Annotated in this window: 15 protein-coding genes and 1 pseudogene; 6 read left to right on the top strand and 10 right to left on the bottom strand. The window is 61.6% G+C overall.

The annotated features are described in order from the left end of the window. The 3 genes and pseudogenes from ACQY7U_RS15265 to ileS form a co-directional block, all read right to left on the bottom strand. Positions 1-432, bottom strand: a pseudogene (locus ACQY7U_RS15265) (hypothetical protein); the annotation flags it as partial. A gap of 74 nt (positions 433-506) precedes the next feature. Further along, on the bottom strand, positions 507-1,010 hold the full coding sequence (gene lspA, locus ACQY7U_RS15260; protein ID WP_428645899.1) for a signal peptidase II: 504 nt from the start codon (positions 1,008-1,010) through the stop codon (positions 507-509). 55 nt (positions 1,011-1,065) lie between these two features. Beyond that, positions 1,066-4,026 carry an isoleucine--tRNA ligase gene (gene ileS / locus ACQY7U_RS15255; protein WP_428645896.1) on the bottom strand — a complete coding sequence of 987 codons (2,961 nt, stop codon included), beginning with the start codon at positions 4,024-4,026 and terminating at the stop codon, positions 1,066-1,068. A gap of 391 nt (positions 4,027-4,417) precedes the next feature. Here ileS and ACQY7U_RS15250 point away from each other — a divergent pair, with 391 nt between their 5' ends. Next, complete coding sequence (locus ACQY7U_RS15250; protein WP_428645893.1) at positions 4,418-5,695, top strand: glycosyltransferase family 87 protein; 1,278 nt, start codon at positions 4,418-4,420, stop codon at positions 5,693-5,695. On the opposite strand, the gene ACQY7U_RS15245 is transcribed toward ACQY7U_RS15250, so the two are convergent. The 3 genes from ACQY7U_RS15245 to ACQY7U_RS15235 all read right to left on the bottom strand — a co-directional run bounded on the left by ACQY7U_RS15245 (position 5,687) and on the right by ACQY7U_RS15235 (position 8,264). Then, positions 5,687-6,610 carry a DMT family transporter gene (locus ACQY7U_RS15245; RefSeq protein WP_428645891.1) on the bottom strand — a complete coding sequence of 308 codons (924 nt, stop codon included), beginning with the start codon at positions 6,608-6,610 and terminating at the stop codon, positions 5,687-5,689. The two genes, ACQY7U_RS15250 and ACQY7U_RS15245, sit on opposite strands and share 9 nt — an antisense overlap. Further along, entirely contained in the window at positions 6,607-7,605 is a 999-nt protein-coding gene (locus ACQY7U_RS15240) for a bifunctional riboflavin kinase/FAD synthetase (protein ID WP_428645888.1), read from the bottom strand. The genes ACQY7U_RS15245 and ACQY7U_RS15240 overlap by 4 nt, the downstream gene beginning before the upstream one ends. Positions 7,606-7,817: 212 nt before the next feature. Then, complete coding sequence (locus ACQY7U_RS15235; RefSeq protein WP_428645886.1) at positions 7,818-8,264, bottom strand: MaoC family dehydratase; 447 nt, start codon at positions 8,262-8,264, stop codon at positions 7,818-7,820. Between the two features lie 248 nt (positions 8,265-8,512). Here ACQY7U_RS15235 and ACQY7U_RS15230 point away from each other — a divergent pair, with 248 nt between their 5' ends. Then, positions 8,513-8,896 (top strand): response regulator, encoded by a 384-nt coding sequence (locus ACQY7U_RS15230; RefSeq protein WP_346899850.1) that lies wholly within the window; start codon positions 8,513-8,515, stop codon positions 8,894-8,896. A gap of 188 nt (positions 8,897-9,084) precedes the next feature. Next, the gene (locus ACQY7U_RS15225) at positions 9,085-9,759 is read left to right on the top strand and encodes a protein phosphatase CheZ (protein ID WP_428645883.1); all 675 of its coding nucleotides are present in this window, start codon (positions 9,085-9,087) and stop codon (positions 9,757-9,759) included. Positions 9,760-9,846: 87 nt separating this feature from the next. Here the strand turns inward: ACQY7U_RS15225 and ACQY7U_RS15220 are convergent, their stop codons facing one another. Further along, positions 9,847-12,972 (bottom strand): efflux RND transporter permease subunit, encoded by a 3,126-nt coding sequence (locus ACQY7U_RS15220; protein ID WP_428645880.1) that lies wholly within the window; start codon positions 12,970-12,972, stop codon positions 9,847-9,849. After that, positions 12,969-14,345 (bottom strand): efflux RND transporter periplasmic adaptor subunit, encoded by a 1,377-nt coding sequence (locus tag ACQY7U_RS15215; protein WP_428645877.1) that lies wholly within the window; start codon positions 14,343-14,345, stop codon positions 12,969-12,971. The genes ACQY7U_RS15220 and ACQY7U_RS15215 overlap by 4 nt, the downstream gene beginning before the upstream one ends. 265 nt (positions 14,346-14,610) lie before the next feature. Between ACQY7U_RS15215 and ACQY7U_RS15210 the strand changes: the two genes are divergently transcribed. Beyond that, the gene (locus ACQY7U_RS15210) at positions 14,611-15,183 is read left to right on the top strand and encodes a TetR/AcrR family transcriptional regulator (RefSeq protein ID WP_428645875.1); all 573 of its coding nucleotides are present in this window, start codon (positions 14,611-14,613) and stop codon (positions 15,181-15,183) included. 145 nt (positions 15,184-15,328) lie between these two features. Here the strand turns inward: ACQY7U_RS15210 and ACQY7U_RS15205 are convergent, their stop codons facing one another. Beyond that, complete coding sequence (locus ACQY7U_RS15205; protein WP_428645872.1) at positions 15,329-16,204, bottom strand: TIGR01459 family HAD-type hydrolase; 876 nt, start codon at positions 16,202-16,204, stop codon at positions 15,329-15,331. A gap of 114 nt (positions 16,205-16,318) precedes the next feature. On the opposite strand from ACQY7U_RS15205, the gene mutL reads away from it, so the two are divergent. Beyond that, the gene (mutL, locus tag ACQY7U_RS15200) at positions 16,319-18,211 is read left to right on the top strand and encodes a DNA mismatch repair endonuclease MutL (protein WP_428645870.1); all 1,893 of its coding nucleotides are present in this window, start codon (positions 16,319-16,321) and stop codon (positions 18,209-18,211) included. A 66-nt stretch (positions 18,212-18,277) separates the two neighbouring features. Next, positions 18,278-19,180: an alpha/beta hydrolase gene (locus ACQY7U_RS15195; RefSeq protein ID WP_428645867.1), complete on the top strand. Its 903-nt coding sequence runs from the start codon at positions 18,278-18,280 to the stop codon at positions 19,178-19,180. A 70-nt stretch (positions 19,181-19,250) separates the two neighbouring features. Here the strand turns inward: ACQY7U_RS15195 and ACQY7U_RS15190 are convergent, their stop codons facing one another. Then, positions 19,251-20,435 carry a porin gene (locus ACQY7U_RS15190; protein ID WP_428645865.1) on the bottom strand — a complete coding sequence of 395 codons (1,185 nt, stop codon included), beginning with the start codon at positions 20,433-20,435 and terminating at the stop codon, positions 19,251-19,253. Positions 20,436-20,858: the final 423 nt, after the last annotated feature.

The raw sequence follows: 20,858 nt of genomic DNA, 5'->3' as shown, positions 1-20,858 counted from the left end.
TTCGTTTGCACGCCGTTCCACTTCCAGATTGCGGGGCGCGGCACCAGTGACGCCGGTGATCTTGAAACCGCGCATCTGTTCCGGGGTCAGCGGCTCGCTGTGCATGCGGCCGGTGCCGGCGTAAAGCTTCTTCAGCTCTGTCAGCTCTTCGTTCTCGCGCTGCTTCGGCCAGTTTTCCGAGTTGGTACCGGCAACGTTCGTTTCCGGCTCGGGAAGCTTGCCGGATTCGGCAGGCATGGCGAGGGGAGCGCGTGGCTTGTAGTCGATCGGTTTTTCATTCGGGTCAACAGCACCCAGACCCTTCATAACGGTATCGACGAGAGCTACATCCGGCGCCTGGGTCGTGCCGTCCGCTGCCTGACAGGCCGCCAATCCGGCCAGCAATGCCAGTGCTGCAGATTTCTTCACCAAACCAACAATCGTCCGCGCCACAGCAGACTCCCCGATTACATTGTCAAAAGGCAGGCGGTCTTGCGCCCGCAAACAGGTCAACGTGCCTTAAACAGCTATTTTGCGGCTGAATTAGGACCACTCCGGAAACTGTCATACAGGAGACCGGCCACCCCCGCAACGATCCACACATCCGCCAGATTGAACACGTACCAGGAAAAGGTGCCAACGTGGAAATGCACAAAATCGACCACGGCACCGAGCGCCAGCCTGTCGATGCCGTTGCCGATCGCGCCTCCGATGACAAGCGCCAGGGACAATGCCACGAGAGGCGACCGGCATCTTGCCGACCAGACCCAGAGGCCGATGGTGACGGCCACCGTCAATCCTGCCAGAAGCCAGCGCCCCAGGTCGCTGTGTTGCTGGAAAAGTCCGTAGGAAATGCCGCGGTTCCAGACCAGCACGATTTCCAGAACGGGCAAGAGCTGGACCGGACCGTTGCCAGCCAGATCATACCCGTGGACAAGCCATAATTTGGTCGCCTGATCAAGCAGCACGCAGATGGCAACGACCGGCAGGACCAGCGCACTGAAACGGCCCCAGAGGAGAGGCTGTTTCATTTGGTTATTCTGTGAGCCGTTTTGGCCGGTCATGTTTTTCCGCCGGATCTTGCGCTTACGCGGCAGCGTTTGCAGCATCCCATTCGCGCAAGGCAGCCGCATCGCGCAAGGTGACATCCGGATAGTCCGGATCGGAGCCGACTTCGGGCAGGATCTTCCACGAGCGCGCGCATTTGGTACCTTCGGCCAGCGCCGGCACCACGGCAACACCCCTGGTGTCGTCCAGCTTGAAGGCACCTTCCGGCGCCGGTTCGGAGGACAGCGTCAGCTGGCTGGTGATGGCGATGTCGGCCATGTCCTTGCCTTCCAGGGCCGCCATCAGGTCCGGGTCCGTGACGTGGACGACCGGATGAGCTTCCAGGGACGAGCCGATGCGCTTCTCACGGCGCTCGATTTCCAGAGCACCGGTGACGACCCGGCGCACGGTCTTGATCTTCGCCCATTTTGCTGCCAGCGCGTCGTCGCGCCACTCGGCGGGAACAGCCGGGAACTGCTCCAGATGAACGCAGGTGTCCTCGCCGTAGCGGGAGGTCCAGCTCTCGTCCATGGTGAAGGGCAGCATCGGCGCCATCCAGGTGACAAGGCAGTTGAACAGCTTGTCGATCACGAAGAGGGCGGCCTTGCGGCGGGTCGAAGAGGTGGCGTCGCAGTAGAGCGCGTCCTTGCGGATGTCGAAGTAGAAGGCCGACAGCTCTACCGTCATGAAGGTGAAGAGCTGGTGGAAGATCTTCTTGTAGTCGAACTCCCAATAGGCTTCGCGCACCATCTGGTCGAGTTCGGCAAGCCGGTGCAGCATCAGCCGCTCCAGTTCCGGCATCTCGGCATAGGCGACTTCCTCGCCGCTCGCATGGGCGAGCGAGCCCAGCATCCAGCGCAGCGTGTTGCGCAGCTTGCGGTAGCTGTCGACGTTGGTCTTGATGATTTCCTGACCCAAACGCTGGTCTTCCCAGTAGTCGGTGGAAGCGACCCACAGACGCAGGATATCGGCGCCATACTGCTTGATGATGTCTTGCGGGAACACCTGGTTGCCAAGCGACTTGGACATCTTGCGTCCGTCCTCGGCCATGGTGAAGCCGTGGGTCAGAACCGCGTCGTAAGGCGCATGGCCACGGGTGCCGCAGCTTTCCAGCAGCGAGGAATGGAACCAGCCGCGATGCTGGTCCGAACCTTCCAGGTAAAGCACGTAATCCTTGCCGCCGGCAGTCTTGCGCTTCGGGTTCAGGTCCGCGCGTTCTTCCATGACGAAGGCGTGGGTGGAACCACTGTCGAACCAGACATCGAGGATGTCCATGACCATGTCCCACTCATCGGCGTTGTAGTCACCGCCGAGGAACCGTTCCTTGGCCCCTTCCTCGAACCAGGCATCGGCGCCCTCGGAGGTGAAGGCTTCGAAGATGCGCTTGTTGACCGCTTCGTCCTTCAGGATTTCTGCGCTGTCCTTGTGGATGAACACGGTGATCGGCACACCCCAGGCACGCTGGCGCGAGAGCACCCAGTCCGGCCGGTTCTCGATCATGGAGCGCAGGCGGTTCTGGCCGCTGCCCGGCACAAAGCGGGTCTCGTCGATAGCCTTCAGCGCGCGTGTGCGCAGGGTGTCGCCCTCGCCGGAGAGCGTCTTGTCCATGTAGACGAACCACTGCGGCGTGTTGCGGAAGATGATCGGCTTCTTGGAGCGCCAGGAATGCGGATAGGAGTGGGTCAGACGGCCGAGGCCGATCAGGTTGCCGCTTTCCTTCAGCTTCTCGATCACGGCCTTGTTGGCCTTGCCCTTCTCGCCCTTGTGGGTGATGACTTCACAGCCGTCGAAGCCCGGTGCGTCCTTGGTGTAGAACCCGTCGTCGGCAACGGTGAAGGGGATCGCCGTGTCGATGCCGCGCGCTTCCAGCTCGGCGCGCTTTTCCATCCAGATTTCAAAGTCGTCCGCGCCGTGGCCCGGAGCCGTATGCACGAAGCCGGTACCGGCATCGTCGGTGACATGGTCGCCATCGAGAAGCGGCACGTCGAATTCGTATCCGCCAAGACCGAGCTCCGCCAGCGGGTGGGCACAGGTCATCGTTTCCAGCTCATCGGCGGTTACGGCGCGCACACGGGCAAAATCGGTGATACGGGCATTCTTGAAGACGTCCTCGGCCAGTCCATCGGCGAGGATCAGCCTGTCGCCTTTCTGGATCCAGTTGTCTTCGGCAAGACCATCCTGGGTTACTTCGAAGATGGAGTAGGCGATACGCCTGGAATAGCTGATCGCGCGGTTGCCCGGGATTGTCCAGGGGGTTGTCGTCCAGATCACGACGGAGGCTTCCAGCAGTTCCTCCACGGCATCCTCGTCGCTGCCGCCGGCGCTGGTAACCGGGAACTTCACCCAGATCATATCCGACTTGTGGTCGTGATATTCGATTTCGGCTTCCGCAAGGGCGGTCTTTTCAACGACCGACCACATCACCGGCTTGGAACCGCGGTAAAGCTGGCCGGAGGTGGCGAACTTCATCAGTTCGCGCGCAATCACCGCCTCGCTTTCGAAGCGCATGGTCAGATACGGATTGTCCCAGTCGCCCTCGATGCCGAGGCGCTTGAACTCCTCGCGCTGAACATCGATCCAGTGCTCGGCGAATTCACGGCATTCCTTGCGGAATTCGTTGATCGGCACTTCGTCCTTGTTCTTGCCCTTTGCGCGGTACTGTTCCTCGATCTTCCATTCGATCGGCAGGCCGTGGCAGTCCCAGCCAGGCACGTAGTTGCAGTCGTAGCCCATCATCTGCATGGAGCGGTTGACGATGTCCTTCAGCGTCTTGTTGAGGGCATGGCCGATATGGATGTTGCCGTTGGCATAGGGAGGGCCGTCATGCAGCAGGAACTTGTCGCGGCCCTTGCCCTGTTCGCGCTGCTTCCTGTAGACCTCCAGCTTCTCCCAGCGTGTCAGGATTTCCGGTTCCTTCTTCGGAAGGCCGGCGCGCATCGGGAATTCGGTCTGCGGCAGGTTGAGCGTTTCGGAATAGTCGCGTTTATCTGTCTCGGTCATCGTCAATTCGATCCGGTCGTTCGGGCGCAACGCCCGTGAAATGGTGAAATGTTCAGGCCGGTGAGTGCTGGCCGCATATGCAGGAAGATCCCGGTCCCTGGCGCCGCGTTTGCCGCGTCAGCCGAAGGCCGGGCCCGTAATTCGCGAAATCGCGATCATCGCCAGTGCGATGATGATGTGAGCCTTGTGTTGCATGGCATGGGACATAGCAGCACTTTGCCCGTGAATAAAGATCTTCTCTTGCAGCAACGGTGTGTTTGTCTTCCGAAAAAACCGTCATCAGCGAAGGGAAGGCAAACGGGTAACCGATTATAGATGTCTGTTGCGTAGGAACAGACATCGGATATCCAGGCTCGATCCGGTCCGGAGCAACAGGGAACGACTGCCGCCAATGTCTTCACAACCGAAGTTTTCAGACAAGGACGAGGTTGCGCCTGTCCGCAGGTACGGCCGGTGGCAGCAGGGACTTCGTGCGGGTGACTGGCTGAACTGGGAGAGGATCCGGTTCGCCTGTGTGTGTTCGGCCATTCTTTATGTGCTGGGCCTCGTGTGGATGCTCGCCGTTCCGAACAAGTTCGGATCGCCCAACGGCGTGGTCATGATGGACTACCTGAGCTTCTGGCTGGCCGGCAAGCAGGCCCTCTCAGGCGCGCCGGAACTGGTTTACAATCCGCCGGCGTTCTCCGCCCTGCAAAGGGAACTCTCCGGATCCGACACCCAGTTCGGTTTTTTCTATCCGCCGACTTTCCAGATGATGCAGAGCCTGTTCGCGATCCTGCCCTACAGGGCCGCCTTTGCCGCCTTCATCGTGGTGACGACGGGGCTGCTGTTTCTCGTCTGCCGCCTGATCACGGGCAAGTGGCTGCTGGCGGCCTGCCTCATTCTCATCCCTGCCTGTGCCAACAACGCCTTTCACGGGCAGAATGCGGCCCTGACGGCGGCGCTCTACGGTTTCTTCCTGCTCGGGATAGAGCGGCAGCGGATGATCCTGGCTGGTATTGCCGTCGGTCTTCTGACGATCAAGCCCCAACTCGGCATCCTTATTCCGTTCGCCCTGTTGGCGAGCTGGAACTGGCGAACCCTTCTCAGTGCTTCGGTGACGACGCTTGCTTTTGCCGGCCTCAGCGCGGCGGTTCTGGGGCTCGGGGTCTGGCTGGTGTTCTGGCAGCAGGCACCGGTTGCGGCCGCGGTCATGAAATTCGGCGGCGTGGAGTGGGGCAAGATGATTTCCGTCTATGGCGCCGGCCGCGTGGCGGGGCTGGGCGATACGGCGGCGACGGTTCTTCAGGTGATATTCGGGCTGGGTGCGCTTGCGGCGGTCTGGTTGGCCTGGCGCCGGTCGGAACGCATGGTGGTCCGCGCGCCGGTCCTCGTCGGCGGAGCCCTGCTGGTGACGCCCTTTGCGCTCTCCTACGACATGACGCTGATCGTCGTGCCCTGTGCCTTCCTGATCCGCGAGGGACTGAAGACCGGCTTTCTGCCCTACGAGAAAATGGCGCTCTTCGTGGTGATCGCCATGTCCATGTCCACCAGCCCGCTTGCCGTCTGGCTGAGCATTCCCGTCGCGCCTTTGCTGCCGATGTTGCTCGTCTGGATGGGCTGGCGTCGACTGTCCTGGGAAATGGGCACTCTGGCGCCTGAGGCGCGCGAGCGTGCCGTTTCAGCCTGAAGCCTGTTTCTGCTTCCTTTCCCGGTGGGTGATATAGAGCCCGCTGCCGACAATGAGTGCGATACCGAGCCAGGTCGGTCCGTCCGGAAAGTCGGAAAAGACCAGGTAGCCAAGCAGGGTGGCGCTGACGATCTCGATATATTGCAAAGGTGCCAGAAGGCTGGCGTTGCCCCGCTGGAAGGCGGAGACCACCAGGCCGTGACCGGCAAAGGAAATCAGTCCGATCAAGGCACCGAGAGCTGCCTCTGAGGCGGTTGGCAAGACAAAATGGGCGCCTTCAATGCCGGCCAGACCGCCGAAGGTGAGAGCAGCGCCAAGAAGCAGCGTGGCGGAAAGGCCCGCGCTGAACTGAATGGTCAGGAGGTCGTCCCGGACCGGATAGAGCCGGTTGAGGATGAGGTAGACCGAAAACAGAACCGCCGTGCAGACCGGCAACAGGCTGACCAGACCGATTTCCGCAAGGTTGGGCCTCAGGATGACGATGGCGCCAAGCAATCCGACAAGAATGGCGCCGATCCGGCGCGGGCCGACTTTTTCTTTCAAAAGCAACGCCGCCATGGCGGTCAGGATCATCGGTTCGACGAAGAAGATCGAAATGGCGGTCGCGACCGACATGTATTTCACGGAGGTGAAAAAGCACACTGACGCCGTGCCCAGCAAAAGGCCGCGCATCGCATTCACCACCGGCTGTTTGCCCTTCAGTCGCGTGAGACGGCCGGTCAGGACGGCGACGCCAAGACTGATCAGAAACTGAAAGAAAAACCGCCCGAAGGTGATTTCAATCGGCGGCAGGCTGGCGGACAGGTATTTCGCGGCGATGTCCATGACCGGCAGCAGCAGCATGGCCGAGGACATCAGCAGCATTGCCAGAAGCGGGTTCTGATCCACGCCCTCCGCCGTGGCGCGCCGGTTCACGCGGCGAGTTCCAGAAGCTTCTGGTCAATTTCGGAAAGGGGGCGCATCGCACCGAGAGCAGCGCGGGCTTCTTCGCTGTCCCGGTCCATCTGGGCGACGAGCGCTTCGACAGTGTCGAATTTTTCCTCGCCGCGCAGATAGGACACCAGGTGAACCCTGAGGTCCTGTTGGTAAAGGTCGCCGGCATAGTCGAACAGGTGCACCTCGAAGAGCAGGGCGCCATTGTCGAAAGTCGGACGGCGGCCGAAGCTGGCGACCCCGTCATGCCAGCCGTCCGCGGCCTTCACCCGGACCGCGTAGATGCCGGGCAGCAGCGGGCAATCTTCGCCGAGGTTCAGGTTGGCGGTCGGATAACCGAGGTCCCGTCCGCGCTTGTCGCCGTGCCGGACCTTGCCTTCGAAAAACCAGCGGTAGCCGAGCAGGCCGTTGGCCTGGGCGATATCGCCCTTGCCGAGGCTGTCGCGGATGCGGCTGGAGGAAATGACCTCTGCGCCTTCGTCCTCTTCCTGATGCACGATGGTGACGCCGAAACCATGGGTCGCTCCGGCGGTGCGCAGGTAATCGGGTGTTCCCTGCCGGGCCCGGCCGAAATGAAAGTCGTATCCGGTGACCGCGTGGGAGATACCGAGCGTATCGATCAGGATGTCCTGCACGAAGGCATTGGCTTCGATGCCGGCAAATTCCTTGGTGAACGGCAGGATAAGCGCGCCATCAAGGCCACAATGCCTCATCAGGTCGAGCTTGGCTTGCTGCGGCGTCAGCCGGAAAACCGGCTTGGCCGGATTGAAGACCGTGCGCGGATGCGGCTCGAAACTCATCGCGAAGACCGGATGATGGGTGCCGTAACCGAGCCCGAGCGCGGCATCCAGAACAGCCCGGTGCCCCCGGTGCACGCCGTCGAAATTGCCGATCGCGACGATGCCGCCTTTCAGCTCCTCCGGAAAACTCTCCAGATCTTCGGCAATCAGAAACTTGGAGGAGTGTGTCTGGCTCATGCAGCAAACCTTCGCGCATCGTGTCGGCCGGCCGGCCTTTGCGGGTCTTGTCAACGTCGGACGGGACGGCGGTCCCCGGAAGGGCGCGCGCCGAAACTGGCGTGGAACCTGCCGTCAAGCAGGGCAAAGGTCAAGATGGGGCCGGAGGCGCGATGCAAAACATCCGTTTTCGGCAGGTGCCTGCGGTGCGCCCTGTCTGCAGGGCACGGGTCTCAGAGGCCGGACATATCGTCGCCGCGGCGCGGAACCTTCACCAGGGCTTCGCCTTCCAGAACCACCGTCTCCCCGACGCTGCACACGCAGGAGAGCCTCGCCCGGTTTCCGCGCTCCATCAGTTCTTCCACCGTGACCTTGACCTTCACGTCGTCGCCGATCCTGACCGGTGCCTTGAAGTTGAGCGTCTGGGACAGATAGATCGCGCCGGGGCCGGGCAGGCGCGTGCCGAGAACGGCCGAAATCAGGCTGGCCGTATAAAGGCCGTGGGCAATTCGGGTCTTGAAAGGGGTGCGGGCGGCAAAATGTTCCGACAGGTGAATCGGGTTGCGATCTCCCGAGACCTCGGCAAAGCCGACGACATCGGATGAGCTGACATGTTTGACGAGTTCCTCGCTCATGCCGGTTTCGAGATCCTCGAAGCAAAGTGTACGCAATTCCAACATTAGTCTTTCCGCCCTTTGATGTTGTTGCCCTCAGGGCGGACGCTAGGCGTCTCAAGGATTTCTGGCAATTGTCCATTGGGTGCAGAAAAAAGCGCTTGTTATTAACGGTCTTTTCAGGGGGCGCGGTTAAATTGCATCGAGTGTGGGGAGGTGAGGACACCAAAGAGTGTCGCTCTCCTTCGAGGTCATAACGCGTTTCCACCGGCCCACGGCCAGGGGCCGCGCAAATTGACAGTATGGAGTAGACAATGGCCCTTGATCTTCAGATGCCGGTCCTCGTGGTCGATGACTACAAGACGATGATTCGCATCATTCGGAACCTGCTGAAACAGCTCGGTTTCGAGGACATCGACGACGCCGCGGACGGCACCGAAGCCTTGGAAAAAATGAAGCAGCGCCGCTATGGCCTGGTGATTTCCGACTGGAACATGGAACCGATGACCGGTTACGAGCTGCTGAAGCAGGTCCGTTCCGACGGCAGCCTCAGCAAGACACCCTTCATCATGGTGACCGCTGAATCCAAGACGGAAAACGTCATCGCCGCCAAAAAGGCCGGCGTGAACAACTATATCGTGAAGCCCTTCAACGCGCAGACGCTCAAGGGCAAGATCGAGGCCGTCTTCTCCGACTGATCTTCCGCTCCAGGCGGAGGTCTTTGTAGGGACGATTCTCCGCCAAAGTCGAAGAGAACGTTTTGACCGGCGCGGTCTTGCCTGACAGGCGGGCCGGGTCAGTCTTGGCGTATCCGGAAAGTAATAGCGGACCCGGGTCTTGCCATTGCGCGGAACCGGAGAAAGCTTTCAATGGAGGGGCTAAGCCGATGGCCAGCATGAAGCAGGCGGACCTCGCCCGCGTAATCGACTTCCTGCAGGAAAACAAAAGCCGGGAAGGCGAAGTTTCGCTGACCGACGTGATGCATCTTGCCGAAGTCATGTCGGGTTCGATGCACGACTTCCTGTCCGCCGTTCAGCCCGCCGTCACCGAAGAACTGAGGGCGATTGCCAAGGAAATCTCGCGCATGAAGGAGGAAATCTCCAACCTGCGTGCGAATGACATGACCGGCAACAAGATCCCGGATGCCGGCCGCGAACTGGATGCCATCGTCGAGGCGACGGAAGAGGCGACCAACACCATCATGGAAGCGGCCGAAGACATCATGGGCGCCGATACGAGCGATCCGGACGCCTACCAGGAACTGGTCAGCAACAAGATGATCTCCATCTTCGAGGCCTGCACTTTCCAGGACATCACCGGCCAGCGCATTTCCAAGGTCGTCGAAACGCTTCGCTATATCGACGAGCGCGTGACGTCCTTCATAGCCCATCTGCGGATCCCGGAAGATCTGGATGCAGCCGCCGAAGAAACCGACGAGGACCGCCGCAAGCGGGAACTCATCCTGCACGGCCCGCAGCATACGGGCGAAGGTGTTTCCCAGGACGATATCGACGCCCTGCTCGGCGGGGTCCAGGCGGATATCGACAAGCTGTTCGACTGATCCGCCAAAAAATGATCAAGGTTGAAAAGGCTCCCGGTCCGGGGGCCTTTTTGTTTGGGAGCTGTCCGCTGTGGTTGTCGTCCTGCTCTACTCCGCCGCCGCCGCTTTCTGCTGCTGCGCCTTGCGTTCCTTTGCCAGCGAGGTCAGGCCGAAATCATCCAGGATCGTGTAGAAAGCGGGCACGACAAAAATGATCATCAGTGTCGTGCCGATGAGGCCGAAGGAGATTGACGTCACCAGCGGTATCAGCACCTGGGCCTGGGGACTCGTCTCGAAAAGCAGCGGCAGCATGCCGACGATCGTGGTGACCGAGGTCAGCAGGATCGCGCGAAAACGGGCCTTGGCGCCGAGCGGTGCGATGTCCGCGACGCTGTGCATTTCCGGATCGTGTTCGTCCTTGATGAATTCGACCAGCAGGATCGAATCGTTGACGACGATCCCGGCGAGCGAAATGAAGCCGAGCATGCTGGGCATCGCGAAATCGATGCCCATCACGAAATGGCCCCAGACGGAGCCGATCAGGGCCATCGGGATCAGAACCATGACGACGGCCGGCTCGGAATAGCTGCGGAACTGGAAGCTCAGCAGAATAAAGACGAAGATCAAGCCGGTGCCAAGGGCCGATACCATCGACGCCTGGGTCTTGGCGGCCTCCGCATTCTGCCCCTCTGTTGAGGCTGCAAGATCTGGATAGCCTTCCAGAAGCTGCGGCAGGAACCGGGCCTCCGTGTCCTTGACCAGCTCGTTGGCATTGGCGACGCCCAGAAGCACGTCGCCGGTCACCGTCACGGTCGGCACACGGTCGATGCGGTTGATCCGCGTATAGCTGCGTTCGGAATGGATATTGGCGACCGTGCCGAGCGGCACCCGGTGGCCCGACGGTGTCTCGATGGTGAAGAGTTCCAGATCACCAAGGCTGTTGCGGTCGACGCCGGCAAGGCGCACGTCCACCTCGAAGCCTTCCGCACCGACCTGCACTTCGTCGGCGGTGATGCCGTTATAGGCGCCCTTTAGCTGGTCGGCGATCTCCTTGGCGTCGAGGCCGACGGCCCCGGCGCCGTCTTTCAGCGACAGGGCGAGCTCCGGCTTGCCGAGGCTGAGATCGTCGGAGACATTGTAGACCCCCTCATAGCCGTTGAGCCACGCCTGCAGTTCCTCCGACGCCCGGTCGAGCACTTGCGGATCGGGATGGGCAAGGCGTAACTCGATCGCGCGGCCGGCCGGACCGATGGCAGATTCGGTGATGACGATGCGCCGCACATCCAGCGTTGCAGGCATTTCCTGGCGCCAGATCGTCAGGATTTCCTGGTTTCCGGCATCGCGCTTGGCGCCCTCGAGCAGATCGACATGAAGCGTTGCAAGATGCGCACCGTTGGTGCCCGCGTCGCTGTTCTCGTTGAAACGCACCAGCACATTCTTGAGCAGCGATTCCCCGTCCGGATTGCGCGGCGACAGGTTTGCATCCATCCGTTTCAGCGCCGCCACCGCCTCTGCGACCACCTTGCGGGTGTCTTTGAGCGTGGCGCTGGCCGGCAGCTCGATGCGCGCTTCGATCTGGTCGCCCTCGACGTTCGGAAAGGCCTGGAATTTCACCACGCCACCGGCAAGCAGCGAGAGGGAGGCGAGGAACATCATCACGCAGAAGCCGACTGTGAAATAGCGGTTGCGCACCGACCAGACGGCCGCGGGGCCGACCATGTGTTCCCTGATCCAGGAAACTCCTGCCTCAGCCTTCCGTGTAACCCAGTTCGGTTGCTCCCGGGTGGCGCCGTGCGACAGGTGATTGGGCAGTATCAGGAAGGCTTCCGCCAGCGAGACCGCCAGAACAAGCAGCATGACGATGGGGATGACGCGCAGAAGATCTCCCAGGTCGCCCTTGATGAAGGCAAGCGCACCGAAAATCGCCGCCGTCGTCAGAAAGGAAGAAAGGACACCTGGCGCCACCTGCGATGTGCCTTTTATCGCCGCTTCGAGCGGCCTGAGCCCCTGCTGGCGCTTTGTGGCGATGTTTTCGGAGATCACGATGGCATCGTCCATCATGATGCCGACGACGATCAGCAGCGCCACCATGGACAACATGTTGATGGTGATGCCAAGCAGGGACATGACAGCCAGCGCACCGAGGAACGAGACGGGCAGGCCCATGCCGATCCAAAAGGCCTGGCGGCCACCGAAGAAGATCCACATGGCGGCGACAACCAGCGCCAGACCCTGCAACGAGTTGTTGACCAGCATCCACAGCCGGTCCTTCAGAACGATCGAGCCATCGTTGATGATGGTGAAGGTAACGCCTGGCGCAGCGCGGGCCTGTTCCAGATCGACGAAATCCTGGACATGCTCGACCACCTTTATGAGGTCGTCATTGCGCGTCATCGAAACATCGAGTACGGCCGCGAGCTTGCCGTTGAGGCGCGTTTCGACCTCCTCATCCTCGAAGAGGTCGGTGATGGTAGCAATGTCACCGAGCTTGATCTGGCCGCCCTGCGGCGAGGAGGCGACGATCACCGAGGCATAGGCGTCGGCCGCCAGGCGTTCGTCGGCAAAACGAAGCAGGATGGCACCGCCCTCGGTGGTGATTTCGCCGGAAGGCGCGCTGATATTCTGGCGGCTGAGCGTGTTGGCAATCTCGGCGAGCGTGAGTCCGAGTTCGCGGGCGGCCGCATCGCGAACCTCGATGCGGAACTGGCGGTCGGAAAAGCCTGAGATGTCCACCTGCGGAATGCCGCCGAATTTCAGCATCCGCTCCTTGACCGCTTCGGCATAGTTCTTCAGCTGCGGCTTGTCCTGGATGCCGGTAATCACCACTGAGGTAGCGGCGCTCAGACGTCCGGCTTCCTCGATGATCGGATCCTCTACACCGTCTGGGAAATCGGAGATCGCGTTGATCTCCCGGTCGATATCCAGCATCAGCTGGTCGATATCCTTACCTTCGACGATCTTGATCGTCGCCAGCGCCAGGTTTTCCCGGGAATCGCATTTCAGCTCGTCGATATTCTCGATCCCGTCGAGTGCATCCTCGATGCGTCGGCAAACGGTGCGTTCAACATCGGCCGACGTCGCACCCGGATAGGCCACATTGACCGTGATCCGCTTGATCGGGATCTGCGGAAAAGTCTCCATCAAGAGGTTCGGCACGTTCAAAAGCCCGAGGATGATGAACCCGGCCATCAGAAGATTGGCGGCGGTGGGGTGCTGGGCGAAGTAGCGGATCATTGCTTTGCCTTCCCAGCCGCGTCCGGTGTCGTGCCCGCAGCCCGGATCAGGCTTTCGGTCACCGCCTCATCTTCCACCGGCATTAGCAGCATACCCTCGATCACCGGCGACACATCACTGACAACCACCTTCGTGCCGGTTGCCAGGCCGGACTTCAGAACGACGACATCGTCGACCTGATAGGCAATTTCGGCGGGCGTGAGCACGAGCCGGTTGTCGGCGGAAACAGTCATGAGTTGTCCGCCAAGAACGGCATTGCGCGGCAACAGCACCTGGTCCGGCACGGGCGGGGCGGAGAGTTCCACTTCCGCGAACATGCCCTTGACAAGCGGCGGCTTGAGGCCGGGCCGGATGGTGTCATAGGGCTTGTCGACAGTGACGATCAGGCCGACGGAGCGTGTATCCGGGTCAACCGTATCGCTGACCCGCTTGACCCGTGCATCCCAGGTGGCGGCATCGCCGACCGAACCGACCCGCACCGTTGCCGACAGACGGTCGAGGGAACGGCGCGCCCTGAAGACGCCTTCTTCCGTGTCGAGCAGGCCGGGGAAGGCGAGGTTGGCGAAACCGGCCATGCTGGCGGGGCTGATCTGCACATCGATATCGGCGGCATCGACACCATCCAACCCGCCGATGGAAGTCCCGGCGGCGACGAACTGGTCGATCTCGACATTGACTTTTGAGACGCGGGCGTCGAAGGGCGCGCGAATGGTCGTGCGGGCAAGATTGAGCTTTGCCGTATCCAGCCTGACCTGGTTCTTGGCCTTCGCCTGTTCCAGCGCCTTGCGTTTGACGGGGTTGAGCGCGATGTCGTTTTCCAGGTCCTGAACGGTGGATTTCTGCTGCAGGACGACGCTTTCCTGGTTTTCCACCTGCTGGTCGGAGATGACCTTGCGCTCCAGCAGCGTTCTCAGGCGTTTCAGTTCACGTTCTTCCAGGTCCAGGCTCGCCTTTGCAATTTCCAGCGACTTCTTCTGTGTCTCGAGCGTCAGCGCCAGTTCTTCCAGATCAACATCGGCGCTGGCGATATCTGTCTCCGCTTCGGCGATTTCCAATTCATAGTCTTCTTGCGACAGCGTCAGCAGAATGTCGCCTTCGGCAATGAAATCGCCACGCTTGAAGCTCGGATTGATATGGGTGACCCGGCCCGAGACCTGGGCAATGGCATCGAGTGTACGCGATGGGGCGACAGTGCCGTAGCCTGTTACCCGGGGCACGAAGGACCGCGGCGTCGCGCTCACCACCCGCACGACGGTCGCGGTCTCGCCGATCTCTGCCCGTTTAGGCGCTTCCTTTCCGCTGATGGCCAGGTAGAGAACGGCGGCCCCGGCAAGGACGGGCGGCAGGATCAGGAGTTTGCGCGGGAAGGACACGGCGGGTCTCCGGTTTCAGGTTACGTCACGGGGCGGCCCAAGAAAGCCAGGTCCTGATGCGCGCTTTCATTGAGCGCTTAATGATAGCAGCACAGGATTGCCTCGGCTTGAGCGCGCTCGCATTTATTGCAAGTTAATACTTGCATTTAAGTCAGGCAGTTATTTTTTGCAAGTAGTCGCTTGCAATCACGTGCCTGTTGCCGTTAGCTGGCTCGAACTCCAGAAGCCGACAAGTTGAGGAGCGTGCGGCAAGCGCGGCGGACCTGTGCCCAGAAACGTAGATATTTCAGAGATTTATTCCGCGACAGTCGAACTCTTCTGCGAACGCGGTTTTGGCGGCACCACGACGAAGGAAATTGCGGAGCGGGCCGGTGTAAACGAGGTCACCCTATTCCGGCGCTTCGGTTCGAAGGCGGCGCTGATGGAAGCAGCGATCAGCGACACCCTCTCCAAGGCGCCCTTTGCGCAAGTCTCGGCGAGCGACGATGTCGTGATCGATCTTCGCAAGGTGGTTGAAGGCTATCTCGCCACGTTTGAAACTCACAGCGGCCTAGCCCTGACCCTCTTTTCCCAGGTGCCGCGTCAGCCTGAACTGCGCGGTGTGACGCCGGTGCTGATGCAGAATATGCAGAGTGTTGCCCGTATTGTTGCCACCCATCAGGCAAAGGGCCGGATCCGCCCCGGCGACCCGATCCGCTTCACCATCGACCTGATTGCCCCACTGGCGATCACAGGCTTCGTCAAGGAGATGGGCATAGGCCCGGGGCACGCGGGGCTGGATGTCGGCGAGTATGTGCGGACATATCTCGCCGGGCACGGGGCTGCGCCGGAGACGTGAGGGGCGATTTTCTGGAATCGGCATTTGCTCCTCCTCAAGGGGGAGAGGGGGAGCAAATGGATAGGCTCAGGATGAGGGGGCCATCTGAAGGGTCAGCGAAACTGGAGCCCTGAGTGGCTTCACGTCATAACGCACGCTTTCCCGATCACCACCACAGCCGCGGCAGCGCGGCGCGGGCGCGCAGGCCCTCCTCGGTCAGGCGACGGCGGATCAGGTGCTCGTCGGGGTCCTCGCTCGGGCCGAAGTCGGAGGCATGGATGCCGGCGGTGATGAAGAGCACGTCGAGGTCCTGGGAGACGGCGCCGCGGATATCCGTCGGCAGGCCGTCGCCGATGGCCAGAACGTCTTCCTTGTCCACTGCCGCGCCATAGAGCTCCTCAAGCCGTTCCATCGCGGCCTGATAGATCGGGGCATGCGGCTTGCCGAGGATCGCGACTTCGCCGCCGAGGTCCTCATAGAGACGGGCGAGCGCACCCGCGCACCATATCAGCCGGTCGCCGCGTTCCACGACAATATCCGGATTGGCGCAGATCATGGGCAGCTTGCGGTCGGCGAGCTTCTGAAGCCGGTCGCGGTAGTCGTCGGGCGTTTCGGTCTCGTCGTCGGTCAGGCCCGTGCAACTGATACCCTCGGCTTCTTCGTCGTTCTGGGTGAAGGTCGCCGCAAGACCGTGATAGAGCGGTTGGTCCCGGTTTGGGCCGATATGAAGCAGCGTCTTGGTGCCCTGGGCTTCCAGAATGGCGCGGGTCACGTCCCCTGAGGTGACGATGGCGTCGTAGGTGCTTTCCGGCACACCGAGAGCGGCCAGCATTTCGCCGACCTGTTTTGCCGGACGCGGCGCGTTGGTGATCAGCACCACCTTGCCGCCGGTTTCCTCACGGTATCTGGTAAGTGCCTGATGGGCCGGCTCGAATGCGGCCAGGCCATTGTGCAGAACGCCCCAGACATCACACAGGATCCCCTTGTAGGAAGGCGCGAGGGAACGAAGCCCTTCAACAAGAAGCGGTGCAGAAACGGTCATGGCGGGTCACTTTGGTCACGATAGGTCTGATAAGCTCCGCAAAAGAATCGAAGCAAACTCGGCGCGGACCATATAGGAACAGGACGCGGTGCGAAACCGAGTAGAGGGAGTTTCATGGCTGTCAGGCAACTTGGCGAACAGGTGATCAACCAGATCGCGGCGGGCGAGGTCATCGAACGGCCTGCCAGCGTCATCAAGGAGCTGGTGGAAAACGCCGTCGATGCCGGGGCGGGCAACATCGAGATCGTCACCGCCGCCGGCGGCAAAACCCTGATGCGGGTTGCAGACGACGGCGCAGGCATGCGGCAGGACGATCTGAAGCTCGCCATCCGCCGTCACTGCACCTCCAAGATATCCGACGACAACCTTTTCGACATCCGCACGCTCGGCTTTCGCGGCGAGGCGCTTCCGTCCATCGGCTCGGTAGCAAGGCTTGCCATCCAGACCCGCCACAAGGACGAGGACCATGCCTGGGCGATCGCCATCGAAGGCGGCAAGGAACAGCCGCTGGTGCCTGCCGCGCGCACCAAAGGCACGCAGGTAGAGGTGCGCGATCTCTTCTTTGCGACACCCGCCCGTTTGAAATTCCTGAAGTCCGACCGGGCGGAAGCCGCCGCCATCACCGAAATCGTCAAGCGCATCGCGCTTGCCTATCCGTCGATCGGATTTTCGCTGTCGGGGGCGGACCGTCAGGCCCAGAGCTGGCCGGGTGCACGGGGAAGCGATCCGCATCTGGCGCGGATTGCACAGATCCTCGGTCAGGATTTCGTCGACAACGCCATGGAAATCGACGCGGAGCGGGAAGGGGTGCGGCTGACGGGGTTCGCGGGCCTGCCGACCCATCATCGCGGCAACGCGCAGCATCAGTTCTTTTTCGTCAACGGCCGGCCGGTGAAGGACAAGCTGCTGCTGTCCGGCCTGCGCGGCGCCTATGCGGACGTGCTGGCGCGCGACCGGCATCCGGTGGTGGTTCTCTTCATCGATCTGGATCCCGGCCAGGTGGACGTCAACGTGCATCCGGCCAAGGCGGATGTGCGCTTCCGCGACGGCCAGCTGGTGCGCGGGCTGCTGGTCGGGGCGATCAAGCACGCGCTCGTCCAGTCCGGTCACCGGTCCTCGACCTCCAATGCCGCTGTTGCGCTCGATGCGCTCAGGACGCAGCCGGGAGGATATCAGCCCCATGCACCGGCAGGCGCGGGCGCCAGGCCGGGCGTTTCCGGCGGCGGAGCGTATTACGGCCAGGCAGCTGCCGCACCGCGCTGGGACCCCGAAGCATTCCGGCCCGTGGATAGCGGGCCGATCCCTGCCTCCGGCTTTGCCGAACAGCCGCAACCGGCCTTTGAACGTCAGGACGGGTTCGCCGGTTTTGCGGCCCCGTCCGCCGACGCCCGTGCCCATGAGGTGCCGGTGGAGATCGAGAAGACGCAACTGCCGCTCGGAGCCGCGCGGGCGCAGGTGCACGAAACCTACATCATCGCGCAGACGGAAGACGGGGTTGTCATCGTCGACCAGCATGCCGCCCATGAGCGGCTCGTCTATGAGCGGCTGAAGGAAGCGCTGGCGAAAAAGGACGTTGCGCGCCAGATGCTGCTGATACCGGAGATCGTCGAACTGCCGGAAGAAGATGCCGCCCGGCTCGCGGAGCGGGCGGAAGACCTGGAAAAGGTCGGCCTGTCGCTGGAAGCATTCGGGCCGGGGGCGATCGCCGTCAGGGAAACACCGGCGATCTTGGGCGATATGAACATTCAGGGCATGGTCCGCGACCTTGCCGACGAGCTTGCCGAATGGGACACGGCGGAGGGGCTGAAGGAAAAGCTCGACCATGTTGCCGCCACCATGGCGTGCCATGGTTCGGTCCGGGCCGGGCGGCGCATGCGGCCGGAGGAAATGGACGCGCTCCTGCGCGACATGGAGGCAACGCCCCTGTCGGGTCAATGCAACCACGGCCGTCCGACCTGGGTGGAGCTGAAACTGGGCGACATTGAAAAGCTGTTCGGGCGGAAATGAGCGGAGCATCCGTTGTTTGCGGATCTCATGGCGCTATTTGGACGAAATATGCTTTCAGGAGATGAAATGAGCGAAATCCGCACCAGGACACTGGACGATACGCCGGACAGGGGCAGGCGCTCCCTGACCGGGGTTCGGCGTCTTTTTGCGGGGATCTTCACTGCGCTGATCATCGCCTACGGATCGGCCGCCGGCTATATGTACCTGAACCAGCGCAGCTTCATTTTTGTACCCTCAGGTGCCCTGGCCGATCCGGCTGACAAGGGACTTGAAAACGTGTCGGTCGAAACGGCCACAATGGCGGACGGAACCAATGTGACTGTCTGGAGCGCGGCACCTGCCAGGGCGGGCGCACCGACCGTTCTTTATTTTCACGGCAATTCAAAGAATGTCTCGGCCAGATGGAAACGGTTCCGGCAGATCCTGGACAGCGGCTTCGGCCTCTATGCCCCGAGCTATCGCGGCTATGCAGGAAGCGATGGCAGCCCGAGCGAGGCAGCCTTCATTTCCGATGCGCAGGAACATTTCGACCGGCTGGCATTGAAGGGGAGCCCTGTCATCGTGCACGGTGAGAGCCTTGGCACGGGTGTTGCGACGGCAGTGGCCGCCGAGCGTTCCGAAGCTGCCCTGCTGGTACTGGAAGCGCCCTACACCGCTCTCGTCGACCTGGCGAGCGAAAGTTACCCCTGGCTGCCGGTCAACCTCCTGATGAAGGACCCGATGCCGACACGCGAACGCATCGGCAACGTGAAGGTTCCGGTTCTGATCGTCCACGGGACGGAAGACAGCCTCATCTCCGTGGAGCAGGGCAGGAAACTGTTCAAGCTGGCGAATGAACCGAAAGACATTCTGGTCATCGACGGGGCCGGGCACAGTGATCTGTGGGACAGCGGGCTGTGGCCGGGTGTCCAGGAGGCCTGGAGCAAGTCCACTGCGCAACGGAAAGCACTCGTTGTTGCCCCCAACTAGGCTGCGCCACATGTGAAAAAGCCCCGGATGATGTTTTCCGGGGCTCTGGTCCTTGAAGTTCCTGACGGCTCTAGAACGTCCGCTGCAGGCGGAAGGTGCCGTAGACTTCCGAGGTGTCGCTCAGGCCGGACGACCGGTTGAAATCGACATTCCGGTACTGGATTTCCGGCCCCATGATGAAGCCGGAGACCGGTTCCCAGACGACGTTTGCCGTTGCATCCCACTGGGTGAAGTCATAGGCGCTGGTGCCGCCGTCGACGTCGTGGTAGCCGCCCTCGACATTTACCTCCACCGTATTGGTGACACCCAGGTTTACGCCGCCGAAGACGTTCAGGGTTCTGGTCGTCTCGGTGCTGCTGCCGTCCCAAACCGCGTCGGTGATGCGGCTGTTCCAGCCGGTCGAGCCATAGCCGCTGGCGCCGTCCGTATAGACAGCCTGCAAGGCCACGCTGCCGCCGCGTGCCAGACCGCCGAAGTTCACCTGGACACCGCCGCCGACTGCCCAGCCGATCTCGTCTTCGGAGCCGCCGGTGGTGCTGTTGTAGGTGGCGTTCGGGTAGACCTGATGAAGCGCACCCATGACCTGCGCCTTGCCCCAGTTCTGCTTGACGCCGAGGGCCGCAACGATATCGGGCATGCGGGTACCGCCGTAGCCCACCGTGCCGCCGTTGAGGCCGATACTGGTCTCCCGGCCCGACCGGTCTTCAACCGCCAGCGTTGCATTGAAGCCGTTGCCGAAGGCCGCCGTATAGGCCAGCTGGTTCAGCTTTTGGTCGCTGTAGCTTTCGATCTGGGCGTTGTAGGCGTAGCCGGTGAAGAAGTCGAAGCTTGAACCGGCGCGTCCGGCCAGAAGACCGCCCCACTGGATGTAGGCCTTGTCCAGGGTCGGGGAGGTGGTGTCGTTGGTCTGGGTGACGTAGGATTCGATATAGGCGCGCAGCGTGCCGAATTCGGTGGCCGTGCGGGCGTCGAGGTAGAGATAACCGCGGGACCGCCATTGATAACCGTCGCTGTCCCGGTCGCCCCAGGCGTTTTCGGCTTCTCCGAAATTGCGGACCCGGAATTCGGTCCGGACCCGGCCTCCGACGCGCAGGCAGGTTTCGGTGCCGGGGATGTAATAGAACCGTTCGCCGTAGGCGTCGCAGATGCGGACGTAGTCGACGGGTTCCGGGGCAACCGGAAGGTCGGCGGCCTGAACGGAATTGGTGGCGGCCACAAGACCGGCAAGTGCCCCAAGGGCGGCAAATCGTGTCATTTGATGCTCCGAAAAAAAGCGGATTACCCCTGCGCGCTATATGGGGAAGCCGACGATGCCTTGCACACCCCGAGTCCAAGTTTTTTGACCGAACGGTTCATTTTGGTGCCGGTGTTGCCATTGTGTAACGGTAGGGTGCCGATTTCTTGGTTAATTTTGGCTTAAATGACGGTTTGGGCGCGCGGGAAAGCCGGCCTTTGGGTGGCCGGGACGTGCTTTAGCGCCTCTCCTGGAAAGAGCCTTCAGCAGGCCGGCGGCGCGTGTCTCGCCGAAGCCGGAATGGACTTCCGGTGCGTGGTGCAACGCGCTGGAACTCAACCGTCGCTGTTTCCTCATATTCCCGCTGCGGTGGCGTCAACCCAAACCATGGTCAAAGATTCTGTTGTTTCTAACAGCGGGCAGAAACCAATTGTAAACGCAATG

Origin of the sequence: Roseibium sp., from assembly GCF_050301095.1 — a bacterium.
Taxonomy (GTDB): domain Bacteria; phylum Pseudomonadota; class Alphaproteobacteria; order Rhizobiales; family Stappiaceae; genus Roseibium.
Note: the sequence above shows the minus strand (reverse complement) of the source record. Positions and strands in the feature narration are given on the sequence as shown.